The organism is Bosea sp. PAMC 26642 (assembly GCF_001562255.1).
Classification (GTDB): domain Bacteria; phylum Pseudomonadota; class Alphaproteobacteria; order Rhizobiales; family Beijerinckiaceae; genus Allobosea.
Genome location: NZ_CP014301.1, coordinates 2,491,839 through 2,504,501 on the forward strand (window position 1 = coordinate 2,491,839; position 12,663 = coordinate 2,504,501).

12 protein-coding genes are annotated in these 12,663 nt (G+C 66.0%); 3 read left to right on the top strand and 9 right to left on the bottom strand.

All coding sequences use genetic code 11. The features are described from left to right. Nucleotides 1–2: 2 nt before the first annotated feature. Nucleotides 3–2,084: a flagellar biosynthesis protein FlhA gene (gene flhA, locus AXW83_RS11960; protein ID WP_236841892.1), complete on the bottom strand. Its 2,082-nt coding sequence runs from the start codon at nucleotides 2,082–2,084 to the stop codon at nucleotides 3–5. Between flhA and AXW83_RS27040 the strand changes: the two genes are divergently transcribed. The 3 genes from AXW83_RS27040 (at nucleotide 2,068) to AXW83_RS11975 (ending at nucleotide 4,669) form a co-directional block, all read left to right on the top strand. Beyond that, nucleotides 2,068–2,673 (top strand): hypothetical protein, encoded by a 606-nt coding sequence (locus AXW83_RS27040; protein ID WP_168166031.1) that lies wholly within the window; start codon nucleotides 2,068–2,070, stop codon nucleotides 2,671–2,673. The genes flhA and AXW83_RS27040 overlap by 17 nt on opposite strands. A 99-nt stretch (nucleotides 2,674–2,772) precedes the next feature. Then, entirely contained in the window at nucleotides 2,773–4,215 is a 1,443-nt protein-coding gene (locus AXW83_RS11970) for an MFS transporter (RefSeq protein ID WP_066613781.1), read from the top strand. A gap of 145 nt (nucleotides 4,216–4,360) precedes the next feature. Next, nucleotides 4,361–4,669: a hypothetical protein gene (locus AXW83_RS11975; protein ID WP_156639973.1), complete on the top strand. Its 309-nt coding sequence runs from the start codon at nucleotides 4,361–4,363 to the stop codon at nucleotides 4,667–4,669. Nucleotides 4,670–4,688: 19 nt separating this feature from the next. Here AXW83_RS11975 and flbD read toward each other — a convergent pair whose 3' ends face one another. From flbD to AXW83_RS12015, 8 genes are all read right to left on the bottom strand, one after another. Further along, nucleotides 4,689–6,053 (bottom strand): sigma-54-dependent transcriptional regulator FlbD, encoded by a 1,365-nt coding sequence (gene flbD, locus AXW83_RS11980; RefSeq protein WP_066613785.1) that lies wholly within the window; start codon nucleotides 6,051–6,053, stop codon nucleotides 4,689–4,691. A gap of 41 nt (nucleotides 6,054–6,094) precedes the next feature. After that, entirely contained in the window at nucleotides 6,095–6,448 is a 354-nt protein-coding gene (fliN, locus tag AXW83_RS11985) for a flagellar motor switch protein FliN (protein ID WP_066613787.1), read from the bottom strand. 9 nt (nucleotides 6,449–6,457) lie between these two features. Then, nucleotides 6,458–7,054, bottom strand: a complete 597-nt coding sequence (locus AXW83_RS11990) for a FliH/SctL family protein (RefSeq protein WP_066613791.1) — start codon at nucleotides 7,052–7,054, stop codon at nucleotides 6,458–6,460. Nucleotides 7,055–7,056: 2 nt separating this feature from the next. Then, nucleotides 7,057–8,046, bottom strand: coding sequence for a flagellar motor switch protein FliG (fliG, locus tag AXW83_RS11995; RefSeq protein ID WP_236841944.1), 990 nt, complete (start codon nucleotides 8,044–8,046; stop codon nucleotides 7,057–7,059). A gap of 101 nt (nucleotides 8,047–8,147) precedes the next feature. Beyond that, nucleotides 8,148–9,818: a flagellar basal-body MS-ring/collar protein FliF gene (fliF, locus tag AXW83_RS12000; protein WP_082767079.1), complete on the bottom strand. Its 1,671-nt coding sequence runs from the start codon at nucleotides 9,816–9,818 to the stop codon at nucleotides 8,148–8,150. 189 nt (nucleotides 9,819–10,007) lie between these two features. Continuing rightward, entirely contained in the window at nucleotides 10,008–10,283 is a 276-nt protein-coding gene (sciP, locus tag AXW83_RS12005) for a CtrA inhibitor SciP (protein ID WP_038359348.1), read from the bottom strand. 98 nt (nucleotides 10,284–10,381) lie between these two features. Continuing rightward, nucleotides 10,382–11,089, bottom strand: coding sequence for a flagellar hook assembly protein FlgD (locus tag AXW83_RS12010; RefSeq protein WP_066613793.1), 708 nt, complete (start codon nucleotides 11,087–11,089; stop codon nucleotides 10,382–10,384). Nucleotides 11,090–11,105: 16 nt separating this feature from the next. Then, complete coding sequence (locus tag AXW83_RS12015) at nucleotides 11,106–12,623, bottom strand: flagellar hook-length control protein FliK (RefSeq protein ID WP_066613795.1); 1,518 nt, start codon at nucleotides 12,621–12,623, stop codon at nucleotides 11,106–11,108. Between the last annotated feature and the right edge of the window lie 40 nt (nucleotides 12,624–12,663).

Below are 12,663 nucleotides of genomic sequence, written 5' to 3' on the forward strand. Positions count from 1 at the left end.
GCTTACACGCTCCCGACCGTCTTCAACCGTACACGCGGGTGGATTTCGGCCTGCGAGAGCACGGGCGTCTCGCGCCGGAAGCGCTCGATGATCTGGCGCACGAAGGGTCGCGCCAGTCCGGAAGTGACCAGAGCCGGCATCTCGCCGATCCGCGCTGCGTCCTCGAATTTCTCGCGGACCTGATGCACGAACTCCTGCAGCCGCGAGGGCTGCATGGCGAGGTGGCGCTCGTCGCCCTGCCCGACGATCGATTCGGCAAAGACGCTTTCCCAGGCCGGCGACATCGTGATGATCGGCAGGCTGCCCTGCCCGTTCGAGAACTGCGCGCAGATCTGGCGCGCAAGCCGCATCCGGACATGTTCGGCGATGTCGCGCGGATTCTTGAGATGCCCGGCTACCTCGGCGATGCCCTCGATGATCGTCGCCAGATCGCGGATCGAGATGCGCTCCGAGAGCAGGAGCTGCAGCACGCGCTGGATGCCGGTGGTCGAGATCTGGCTCGGCACGATCTCCTTGACCAGATCGGAATGGTCCTTCGACAGCTCGCGCAGCAGCTTCTGCACCTCGCCATGCGACAGCAGCTCGGGCATGTGCGACTTCAGCACCTCGGTCAGATGCGTCGAGATCACTGTGGCGGCATCCACCACCGTGAACCCGCGCAGCTGCGCCTCGTCCTGCAGAGCCGCGTCGATCCAGGTCGCGGGCAGGCCGAAGGTCGGCTCCAGGACATTATGGCCGGGCAGGTTCACCGAGCCGCCCATCGGGTCCATCGCCATGAACTGGCCAGCATAGACGATGCCGTGACCGGCATCGATCTCCTTGATCTTGATGTAGTAGTGGTTCGCCTCGAGCTGGACGTTGTCGACGATCCGCACGGCCGGCATGACGAAGCCGAGCTCGGCTGCCAGCTGCCGGCGCAGGGCACGGACCTGGTCGGTCAGCCTGTCCTGCCCCGCAGCAGCATTGACCAGCGGCAGGAGCCCGTACCCGATCTCGATCTTCAGTTCGTCGAGCTTGAGCAGGTCGTTGAGCGTCTCCTCCTTCGGCGTGCCGTCGGCGGACAGCGGCGAGGCTTCCTGCGCGACATTGGCGGCCTCGACCTCGCGGGCCTTGGCGAGTTTGCCGAAATGGCGCGCGAGCCAGGCCGAACCGCCCGCCAGCGCCAGGAAGGGCAGCATCGGAATGCCGGGCAGGATCGCGATCAGCAGCATGACGGCGGCCGACATGCCGAGCGCCTTGGGGTAGCCCGAAAGCTGCTTGCCGAGCGCCTTGTCGGCGGCGCCACGCACGCCGGACTTGGAGACGAGCAGGCCCGCCGCCGTCGAGACGATCAGCGCCGGAATTTGGCTGACGAGCCCGTCGCCGACCGTGAGCATCGTGTAGTTATGCGCCGCGTCGCCGAAGCTCATGCCCTGCTGGGCGACACCGATGATAATCCCGCCGAGAACGTTGATGAAGGTGATCAACAGGGCCGCGATCGCATCGCCGCGCACAAATTTCGAGGCACCGTCCATCGAGCCGAAGAAGTTCGCCTCGTCCTCCAGCGCCTTGCGGCGGACCTTGGCGACCTCCTGGTCGATCAGACCGGCCGACAGGTCGGCATCGATCGCCATCTGCTTGCCGGGCATGGCATCGAGCGCAAACCGCGCCGCGACCTCCGCGATACGGCCCGAACCCTTGGTGATGACGACGAAGTTCACGATGATCAGGATGGTGAAGACGATCACCCCGATCACGAAATTACCGCCCATCACGAAATTGGCGAAGGCCTCGATGACATGGCCGGCGGCCGCGCCGCCCTCATGCCCATGCGACAGGATCAGGCGCGTCGAGGCCATGTTCAGCGCCAGCCGGAACATCGTGACGATCAGCAGAACCGTCGGGAAGGCCGAGAACTCCAGCGGCTCCTCGATGAAGAGCGCGGTCATCAGCACGAGCACCGACAGGATGATCGAGAGCGCCAGCAGCAGGTCGAGCAGCAGCGCCGGCAGCGGGAAGATGAGCACCACGAGGATGCCCATGACGCCGATCGCGAGGAACAGGTCAGGCCGGTTGAGGAGCTTTTCCATGCCCCCGCGACTCATGTCGAAGCCGGCGCTCGCCTTTGCCGCCCCTGCCGTCACATCCGTCATCGACCAGCCTGCTCCACGCCGCCCGCACAGGGCGAACCCGGCAATTCTTGCCGGGCTCATGGTGAACGAGTGGTTAAGAAGGCTGAAAAACCTGCGTGGGGAACCTTTCCCTGAACGGACTGTTATCCTTCTGCCGCGTTGTAGCCGCATTGCGCCACTCAACTCGGAGCGGGTCGACAATACTGGTTCTGAACAACCGCAATATTTGGAGAAACTCGTGGATAGACGTTCGTTTGTAGTGAGCCTTTTCGGTGGTCTGGCCGTTGCCGGGCTCGGTGGCGCCTCGATCGCTCAGGCCGCCACCCCGAAATCCGACCCGGCCCCTGCAGCCCCCGCGGCTGGTGCGATCAATACCGCTACCAAAGCCGGGCTCGATCAGGCCGATGCAGATTTCAATCAGGTCGTAATCCGTGAGCGCGTCGTGCGCCGCCGCGGCCCTTATGAACGGGGGCCTTATCGCCGCCGGCCGGTCGTGGTTCGTCGCCGTGTCGTCGTGCGCCGTCCGCGCCGCGTCATCCGCCGTCGCGTGATCGTGCGTTGATCTGAATTGCCTGACGATGGAGCGGCGCCCTCGCGGCGCCGCTCTTCGATAACGACGCCGCCCCAACGAGGACGGCGCAACAAACGGGAGGATGCCGGCATGACAGCGCCGGAGATGGGCCTGCGCCCCACAATCGCGACCGATATCCCCGCACGACTCGACCGCATGCCGTGGTCGCGCTTCCATACGCTCGTCGTGGTCGCACTCGGCGTGACCTGGATCCTCGACGGTCTCGAGGTAACGCTTGCAGGTTCGGTGTCCGGAGCGCTCAAGGAAAGCCCGGTCCTTCGCTTCACCAACACCGAGATCGGCATTGCCGGCGCGGCCTATCTCGCCGGCGCCGTATTCGGGGCCCTGTTCTTCGGCTGGCTGACCGACCGTCTCGGCCGCAAGAAGCTCTTCACCATCACGCTCTTCGTCTATCTCATCGCGACCGCTGCGACCGCCTTCTCCTGGAGCTTCGCGAGCTTCATCGTATTCCGATTCTTCACGGGGATGGGCATCGGCGGCGAATACACCGCGATCAACTCGACCATTCAGGAACTCGTGCCGGCACGCGTGCGCGGCTGGGTCGATCTCGTCATCAACGGCTCGTTCTGGGTCGGCGCCGCGCTGGGAGCGGTCGGCGCGATCGTGCTGCTCGACCCCGCCCATATCGACCCGGAACGCGGCTGGCGGCTCGCCTTCTTCATCGGCGCGGCGCTCGGCCTGATCATCCTGGTGCTGCGGCAATGGATTCCCGAAAGTCCGCGCTGGCTGATCAGCCATGGCCGCCCCGAAGAGGCGCTTGCCATTGTCCAGGGCATCGAGGCACGCGCCGGCGTGACCTACTCAGAGACCGAGAACCTGCCGCTGACCCGCCTGCGGCCGCGCAGCCATACGCCGCTGGGCGAGGTCTTCCGCGCCCTCTTCGTCGTCCACCGCGACCGCGCTCTGGTCGGCCTAGCCTTGATGGTGTCCCAGGCTTTCTTCTACAACGCGATCTTCTTCACCTACGCGCTGATCCTGACGGATTTCTACAAGGTGCCGTCGCAGGCGATCGGCTGGTTCATCCTGCCCTTCGCGGCCGGCAATTTCCTCGGACCGCTTGTCCTGGGCCGCTTCTTCGATTCCATCGGCCGTCGCCCGATGATCGCCTTTACCTATGCCATGTCGGCCCTGCTGCTCACCGGCACCGGCTATCTCTTCTGGCAGAACCTGCTGACGGCGCAACAGCTCACATTCTGCTGGAGCGTCGTCTTCTTCTTCGCCTCGGCCGCGGCGAGTTCGGCCTATCTGACGGTCAGCGAAACCTTCCCGGTCGAAATGCGCGCGCTCGCTATCGCGGCTTTCTACGCGGTGGGCACCGGCGCCGGCGGGGTGGCAGGGCCATGGCTCTTCGGCATCCTGATCGACACCGGCTTGCGCGGCAGTGTCTTCGCCGGCTACCTCTTCGGCGCAGCGCTGATGCTGGGCGCCGCCATCGTCGCGGCGCGCTACGCCGTAAAAGCCGAGCGACAGCCGCTCGAAAGCATCTCTAAACCTCTCAATGCCATCGAGTGAGCGGGTGCCGACGGCGCCTTAGCCATATGAGGAAAGATATTCGCACCCAGGGACCAAAGCCCCGAAAACTGAGTTATCGTTCCGTGCCATCTCGACGCTGTGGGTGCGGGCGCGGAACGGCATCGAAACAAGCTTGGAGGACGTCGTGGACAGACGCTCGTTTATCATGACCCTGATCGGCGGCATGGCCGCAGCCAGCATCGGCGGCGTCGCGGCCGTCGAGGCGGCGGCACCCAAACCCGTGCCGATGCCCACACCGGAGCCGGCCAAGGCCGACGACCAACTCGCGGCCGAGACGAAGGACGCGCTAGACAAGGCCGACGCCGATTTCAGCCAGTACTATTATTATCGCCGCCGGCCGCGTTACGTCGTCCGCAGGCGCTACTACCGCCCGCGCTACTATGCGCGCCCACGCTACTATGCCCGCCCGCGCCGTCGCGTCTATTTCTACTGACGGCCTGACAACGACCGGGTCAGGAGGCGCTAACGCGCGCCTGGCCCGGCTCCGCCACGGCAATGCCCGAAGCTGTGTATTCGCCCAGCTTGTTGCGGAGCGTGCGGATCGAAATTCCGAGTATCTTGGCCGCATGGGTGCGGTTGCCGAGGCAATGGTCGAGTGTGTCCAAGATCAGCTCGCGCTCGACATCGGCGACCGTGTGCCCGACCAGCGACCGCGTCACGGCCTCGGCCGTCTGAGCCGCACGCGCCGCCGGGTCTCGGCCCGAGGCCGGGCCCAGCGTCTCGCCCTCGGGCGTCAGCATCGCCTCGGCGCCGATCTCGACGCCCTGCGCCAGCAAAACGGCGCGATGCACCGTATTCTCCAGTTCGCGCACATTGCCGCGCCATGAATTGGCCAGCAGCACCTTGCGCGCCGCCGCCGCGATCGGACGCAGCGGCATGCCGTTGATATCGGCGTATTTCTTGGCGAAATGGTCGGCCAGCGCCAGGATGTCGCCCGGCCGCTCGCGCAGCGCCGGCAGGCGCAGGTGCACCACGTTCAGCCGGTAGAACAGATCCTCGCGGAACAAGCCGTCGCGCACGGCGTCGCCCAGATTGCGGTTCGAGGTCGCAATGATGCGCAGATCGACCTTGACCGGCTGCGTGCCGCCGACGCGATCGATCATTCGCTCCTGTAGCGCGCGCAGCAGCTTGGCCTGCAGCCGGACATCCATTTCGGAGATTTCGTCGAGCAGCAGCGTGCCGCCGCTCGCCTCCTCGAACTTGCCGATGCGGCGCGCGATCGCGCCGGTGAAGGCGCCCTTCTCATGTCCAAACAGCTCGGATTCGAGCAGGTTATCGGGGATCGCGGCGCAGTTCACGGCCACGAACGGTTTGTCCTTGCGCAGCGACTTCTGGTGGAGATGGCGCGCGATCACCTCCTTGCCGGTGCCGCTCTCGCCGGTGACGAGCACCGGCGCATCCGAGCGCGCGATCTGGACCGCAAGCTGGACCACGCGCTCCATCGCCGGATCACGCCAGATCAGGCTGGTCTGGTCTGCGGCGACCGCCTCTAGCACCGCCGCGATCAGCTCGGGATCGGGCGGTAGCGGCACATATTCGCGCGCCCCGGCCTGGATCGCGGCCACGGCCGCGCGCGCATCGGTCGAGGTGCCGCAGGCCACGATCGGCGTGCGGATACGCTCGGCCTCCAGCGCCGCGACATAGGCCGCGATCGGCTGCACGACGTCGATCATCAACAGATCGGCGCCCTTGGAGCGCAGCACGGCGAGCGTCTGCTCCAGGCTCTCGGTGTGGGTCACGTTGGCGCCGTGCGCCATCGCGATCTTGGCCGCCGCGATGAGTTGTCCCTTGAGACCGCCGACGATAATGAGGCGCATGGCTCAGGCCTTTCCGCTTGAAGTCTTGGCGTGCCGTCCGGTCATCCCCGGTCGGCCTTGATGATTTCGGTCATGGTCACGCCGAGCCGGTCCTCGACGACAACGACCTCGCCGCGCGCCACCAGCCGGTCGTTGACGAAGATGTCGATCGCCTCGCCGACGCGCCGGTCGAGTTCGAGCACGGCGCCCGGCACGATTTGCAGCAGGTCGCCGATCGCGATCTTCGACGAGCCAAGCACCGCCGAGACCGTGACGGGCACGTCGAAGACCTGTTCCAGATCCTCTGCGGTCTTGACCGGAACCGGCCCCGAGCGCGCGACCGAGCCGGCGTTCGAATCGAAGGAGAAATCCGACGTATTCAGCGGCGGCAGGTTGAGATCGTTGTTCTGGCTCATGCTGCGCCCTCACTCTGCCGGATTGGAAGGATGGCTGGGGAAGACGCTCTGGACGGCCTGCCGGACCAGCTGCGCCATCCGCTCGGAATCGACCGAAAAGCCGCCATCGGCCCATTCGATGCGCCCGTCGCCGAGCGCGATCTCCGGGTCTCCGAGCACGACGAGGCGCCCGGCGAAGCCGTTCTCATGTGCCAGCCGCTTGATCAGGCCCTCGACCGCCTCGATCGATCCCTCATGCACGCGCACCAGCAGATGCGGCGCCAGCCGCGCATGGGACAGGCATTCGCGCACGACGCGTTCGATCTCGGCAAGGGGCTTCTCGGCTAGGGCCGCCCGGGCGAGCCCCTGCGCCGCCGCGATGGCGACCTGGGCGGCCTGCCCCTCGATCGCGGCCGCACGCGCCTCGTCCTGCGCCAGCAGACGTTCGGCCGAGCGTGCGATCTGCATCGCAAGGCTGTTAATCTGGACGTCCGCCTCCTGGCGGGCCTGGGCCGCGCCTGCCGCGAAGCCCTCGGCCCGCGCGGCCGCGATGTCGGCCTCGTCATGAGCGCGCCGTCCGCCTTCGCGGAAATCCGTCCCGAACATGAATTTCTTGGCAGTGCTCATCTTCAGTAGACCAACTCATCGTCGGCGTTGCCCTTGGAGAGGACGATCTCGCCCTTCTCGGCGAGTTCCTTCGTCAGGTTGACCATCTTCATCTGGGCTTCGTCGACCTCCTTGAGCCGCAGCGGGCCGAGCCCCTGCATGTCGTCCGTCATGTTCTTGGCCGCGCGCTGCGACATCGCGCCGAAGAAGAAGGCGCGCATCTCCTCGCTCGCGCCCTTCAGCGAGCGGGTGAGCGTATCCTTGTCGACCTGGCGCATCAGCGTCTGCAAGCCGGCGGGATCGAGCTTGGAGAGATCCTCGAAGGTGAACATCAGCGCGCGGATGCGCGCAGCCGCATCCTGGTTCGAGGCGTCGAGTGCCGAGAGGAACCGGATTTCGGTCTGGCGGTCGAAGCCGTTGAAGATCTCGGCCATCATCTCATGAGGGTCGCGGCGGCGTGTCTGCGTCAGCGTCGAGACGAATTCCGAGCGCAGCGTGTTCTCGATATGGTCGAGCGCATCCTTCTGCACAGCTTCCATCCGCAGCATCCGACTGACCACCTCGATCGACAGGTCGTTGGGCAGGTTGCGCAGCACATTGGCCGCATGTTCGGCCCGGATCTTCGAGAGGATCACCGCGATGGTCTGCGGGTATTCGTTCTTCAGGAAGTTCGCCAGCACCATTGCGTCGATATTGCCGAGCTTCTGCCACATGTTGCGGCCGGCCGGCCCGCGGATCTCCTCCATGATCAGCGCGACCTGGTCGGTCGGCAGAATCTTCTCCAGCAGCGAGATCGTACGGTCGAACGACCCGGTAACGGCACCCGCACTCGACAGCTTGCCGACGAAGTCCAGCATCAGCCGCTCGACCTCGTCGGCGTCGACCGTCCCGAGCTCGGCCATGGCGCGGGTGATGATGCGGATTTCCTCGTCGTCGAATTGCTGCCAGATCGTGCGGCCGTGATCCTCGCCGAGCACGAGCAGGATCACGGCCGCGCGCTGCGGACCGTTCATCTCGGCGATCGTGGTGACGCCGCCGTAAGGCGAGTCGGTATCCCGCCCAGCCGAATTGCGTTTCGCGATGGAGCCTTCCGCGGCCATGGCTCAGAACTCCGTCATGCCGGAGCTTTTTCGTGGATCCAGCCACGCAGCACCGCCACCGAATCGGCGGGATTCTGCGAGACCAGCTGGCCGATCTTCTCGACGGACTGGGCTTTGAGCTGGCCCTTGATCTGCGCAACCGCCAGCATCTTTTCGGACGGCGCCTCAAGCCCCAGCGAGGCCGCGTCGACGGGCAGGCCGACCGGACTCGCAGGATCGCCCGTACCATTTTCGACGGCAACCATAGCGTTTCGCATGAAGGACGGCAGCTGGCGCTGGCCGCTCTCGGTCGCCAGAACCTGCTTCAGCAGCGGACGGACCACGACCATCAAAACGATCAGCGTCAGCAGGGAGATGACGCCCAGCTCCGCAAAGCGGACAATGTCCTCCTTGGTGAAGGACAGCAGCTGCTGCATCAGCGTCTGCTCGGGCAGATCGACGATGGCTGGCGGCGCCTCGGCGAAGCGCAGATTGATGACCTCGACCTTGTCGCCGCGCGCCGGATCGAAGCCCATGGCCGAGCGCACCAGCTGGCCGATGCGGTCGATGTCCTCCGCACCGCGCGGCTGATAGCTGAGCTCTCCCGCCGTCGTGCGGGTATAGGTTCCATCGACCAGCACGGCGACCGAGAGCTTCTTCACCCGCCCGCCTTCGAGCACCTCGACCCGCGTCGTCTTGGATATCTCGTAATTGACGACCTCCTCGTTCTTCGACGAGGCATCCTTCTGGTTCTGCTGCGCGCCAGGTTGCGTCTGCTGAGCGCCGGGCAATTCGTTGCCGACGGTGACGGCGCCGTTGGCGGCGTCCGTGGTTTGCGCGTTCTCGGTGCGGTTCTGGCTCGACCGGATCACCTTGCTTTCGGGATCGTAGGTCTCCGACCGGCTTTCGATCCGGTTGCTGTCGAGCAGGGCCGAGACCTGGATGCGCGCCCTGCCCTGCCCCACCACGCTGGCGACGATGTCCTCGATCTGGGTCTTGATGCGCTTCTCGATCGCGGTCTGGCGCTCGTCCATGCCGAGCCCGACCATGCCCTGCTCGCCTTGAGCACCATCGGCCAGAAGCCGGCCGCGCTCGTCGACGATCGAGACGCGCTCGGGCTTCAGCCCGTCGACGGCCGACGAGACGAGGTGGCGCACGGCCCGCACCTGGCTCTGGTCGAGCTCACCCGCGAGCTTCAGCGCGATGGAGGCGCGGGGCGGCTCGCGGTCGCGCTCGAACAGGCGCTTCTCGGGAATGACGAGATGCACGCGCGCAGACTGGACCCGGCTGATCGAGCGGATCGTGCGCGACAGCTCGCCTTCGAGCGCCCGAAGATGATTGATGTTCTGGACGAAGCTTGTCGAGGAGAAGGCATCGCCCTTGTCGAAGATCTCGTAGCCGACGCCGCCGCCGGCCGGGATGCCCTTGGCCGCGAGGTCGAGCCGCAGGCGCGGCACGGCGGTCTTCTCGACCAGCACCGTCTGCCCGTCGCCGCGCAGCTCGTATTTGATTCCCTTGGTGTCGAGATCCTTCAGGATCGTGCTGACGTCCTGTTGCGACAGGTCCGAGAACAGCACGCTCATCGCCGGCTGCGACATCCGCAGCATGACGAAGCCGAAGAAGCCCACCAGCGCGAGCGTGACCGCCAGCATCGCCGCCAGGCGCGCCGCTCCGAATTTCGTAAACTGACCGACGATGCCGTTCACGCCGCCATCCGTTCCACAAAGCCACCGCAGCCGGACACGAAGCACGGCTCACTAGGCAAGTTTTTCCCGGTGCATGGTTAGCGTGCGGTTAACGAATGTGAGATTGGCCCCTCATGTGGCCAAAACGCCGAAAGGCGCCGGCCCCTGCGGACCAGCGCCTTTGACCAGATCTTGGGAAGTTGGACCGCCCTATTGCCGGTAGTGCTGGATGCGGGTCGTCCTCAGACCGGCGAGGCCGTGCTGGTCGATCGACATCTGCCAGCTCAGGAATTCATCGACGGTCAGCGTGTAACGCTGGCACGCCTCCTCAAGGCTGAGAAGTCCGCCGCGTACGGCAGCGACCACCTCGGCCTTGCGCCGGATGACCCAGCGGCGCGTATTCATCGGCGGCAGATCGGCGATCGTCAGCGGACTTCCGTCCGGTCCGATCACGTACTTTACCCGCGGTCGCAAAGGCTCGGTCATGAAACACTCACACAACTCAACAGAGCTACTGATCGTGAGCATAGGGCCGCTGCTTTAAGAATTGCCTAAAGCGAAAGCGATGGCTTTCAGCATCTTGCTCAGGCGTCCTTCTGGGCGCGGATGACGGTCTTCACCTTGTCGATGGCGACGCTGATTCCGCCGATCTTGAGCATCGGCGTGTCGCCGGAGAGGTCGATGCCGTCGACCACGCCCTTGATCTCCGTCTTGGCGGTGATCTGCTGTCCGGAGATGTCCCTGGCATCGATCGTGATGCTGTACTGGCCGTCGGGCGCCTTGGTGCCGACGGAAGTCGTGCCATCCCAGACATAGGTCTGGTCGCCGGCTGTAAGGCCCGTCGTATAGGTCTGCACCACCGCGCCGCTGGCATTCTTGATCGTGATGTTGGCACTGCCGCCGCGCGGCATGTTGACCTTCCATTCCGCGGCGCCTCCAGAGAGCTGCGAGGTCGTGCCGTCGGCCGTAATCGTCGAACCGATGAAGCCGACCGCCTGCGTCGTGGTCGCCGCCTTGTTGAGCGTCAGCAGCGTGCTCAGCGTGTCGTTGGTCTTGAGCTGCTGCTCGACGCCGGCGAACTGCACGAGCTGCGCCGTGAACTGGTTGGTGTCGAGCGGATCGAGCGGGCTCTGGTTCTTGAGCTGCGTCGTCAGCAGCGTCAGGAACTGGTCGAAGTTGTTGGCGATCGAGGTCGAGGCGCCGGTCACGCTCGTCGAACTGCTCGTGCCGTTCGCAGGCGGATTGGTGAAGCCCGCGACATTGCTCGTGCTGGATGTGTTGGAGACGGCCATGGCTGCCTTCCTTTCCTCAGATGCTGAGATCGACGCCGCCGAGCCTGACGAGGCGGCGGACGGTCGCGGGCTGCGCGAGAATGACGGGATCGGCTTCGCCGGCATCGGAACCAGCGCGCGCCTGGCGCGACGCCTCCTGATCCTGGCGGCTCTGCCGGAAGCCTGACTGGTCCGACGGATCGCGCAGCGCGATGTCGACGCCGGCATCGGACGGTTTCAGGCCGGCCTGCTCGAAGGCGCGCTCCAGGGTGCGCGAATCGCGCTGCAGCAGATGCAGCGTCTCGACCCGGTCGACGACGAGCCGGGCGTTGACTTCGCCCTTGTCGGAAATGTCGAGATTGACGTCGATGCGGCCGAGTTCCGCAGGGTCGAGCCTGATATCGAAGCTCCGCGAACCGGCAAGCGCCCGCAGCCCGATCTCGATCGGAACGACATGAAGCGGTGTCGCCGGCCCGGCGCTTGTGCCGTGGCCAGGCAAGGAGGGTGCCTGCTGCGCCGTCGCCTGCGCGAGGGCGTCGAGGCCCGGAAGGCCCTCGACCTTGCCGGTGCGGGGCGGAACGATTGCCGACAGATCGATCGGCGCCTGCGCCTGCGGCGCGGTCTCGGCAGACTTGAGGGCGTCGGCAAAACTGGCGGGTGCCACCGCCTGGCCAAGCCGGTCCAGCATCGCCTCCTTGGCCACGGGTGAGACCGCCGCCTCGCCACTCGCGACGGGCTTGTCGGTGTCAGGGCCGGTCTCGGTCTTCGCCGCGATATCCGTCGATGCGGCTGCGGTCTGTGGCGCCGGCGCCTTTGGCTGCGGTGACGCAGCCTGAACGACCTGTCCGGGTTGGCCGGGGGCCGTATCGGCCGGGTTGACGGCAGTTGAGCCGGCCGCAGCCGCTGCGATGCCGGCCAACGCCGCTGCCTCGCCTTGCCCATCGGAAGCGCCGGCCGCAATCGCCGGAGCCATTCCGGCCGCTGTCGGGGCAGCCTCGATCACCACTGGCGCAGCCGGCAGGATCACAGAAGGATCGACTGGTTTTGCCTCGCTGGCGACGGCGGGCTCGCCCTCCTTCTTCTCTTTTGAGGTCTCGCCGTTGGCTTCGGTCGCACCCTGCGCCTTGCCGGGCACAACCTGACCTGCGGCTGCGATCGCGACGATTGCAGCTGTATCGAGCTTTGATAGGTCTCCGCCGGGGGCAGGCACCACAGGTGCAGCCGGCGTGGCGACGGCAGTCGCGGTTTCTGCAGGCTTGGCCGGAGCTTTCGGCTTGTCGGCTGCCTTCGTGGTGTCTGCGGCGGTCTTATCGGGGGTAGCCTTGTCGGATTTGCCCTCGTCCGCCTTCGCCTCGCGCCTGGGCGCAGCCTCGTCTGCAGGCCTCGGCTCGGCCGGCTCCCGCGCGGTGGCGGCAGGCGCGGGCCTGTCCGGCCTCGTCTCTTCCGGCAGGGTGAAGGTCGCGGCTTCGCGGCCGTCATCCTGCTCCGGCGCGCGACGACGTGCGGCCAGGGGCTCGGGAGCGGCAGACGGTAGCGAAAGCGACTGGACCGACATCAACGCAATTCCGGTTCGGAGCGGCATGGTGCCCCGCATG

Bases quoted from the DNA above. Each gene is read 5' to 3' on its own strand.
- AXW83_RS27040 (WP_168166031.1), top strand. From the start codon at position 2,068: ATGCCCCCGCGACTCATGTCGAAGCCGGCGCTCGCCTTTGCCGCCCCT.
- flhA (WP_236841892.1), bottom strand. From the start codon at position 2,084: ATGAGTCGCGGGGGCATGGAAAAGCTCCTCAACCGGCCTGACCTGTTC.
- AXW83_RS11970 (WP_066613781.1), top strand. From the start codon at position 2,773: ATGACAGCGCCGGAGATGGGCCTGCGCCCCACAATCGCGACCGATATC.
- flbD (WP_066613785.1), bottom strand. From the start codon at position 6,053: ATGCGCCTCATTATCGTCGGCGGTCTCAAGGGACAACTCATCGCGGCG.
- fliN (WP_066613787.1), bottom strand. From the start codon at position 6,448: ATGAGCCAGAACAACGATCTCAACCTGCCGCCGCTGAATACGTCGGAT.
- AXW83_RS11990 (WP_066613791.1), bottom strand. From the start codon at position 7,054: ATGAGCACTGCCAAGAAATTCATGTTCGGGACGGATTTCCGCGAAGGC.
- fliG (WP_236841944.1), bottom strand. From the start codon at position 8,046: ATGAACGGTCCGCAGCGCGCGGCCGTGATCCTGCTCGTGCTCGGCGAG.
- sciP (WP_038359348.1), bottom strand. From the start codon at position 10,283: ATGACCGAGCCTTTGCGACCGCGGGTAAAGTACGTGATCGGACCGGAC.
- AXW83_RS12010 (WP_066613793.1), bottom strand. From the start codon at position 11,089: ATGGCCGTCTCCAACACATCCAGCACGAGCAATGTCGCGGGCTTCACC.
- AXW83_RS12015 (WP_066613795.1), bottom strand. From the start codon at position 12,623: ATGTCGGTCCAGTCGCTTTCGCTACCGTCTGCCGCTCCCGAGCCCCTG.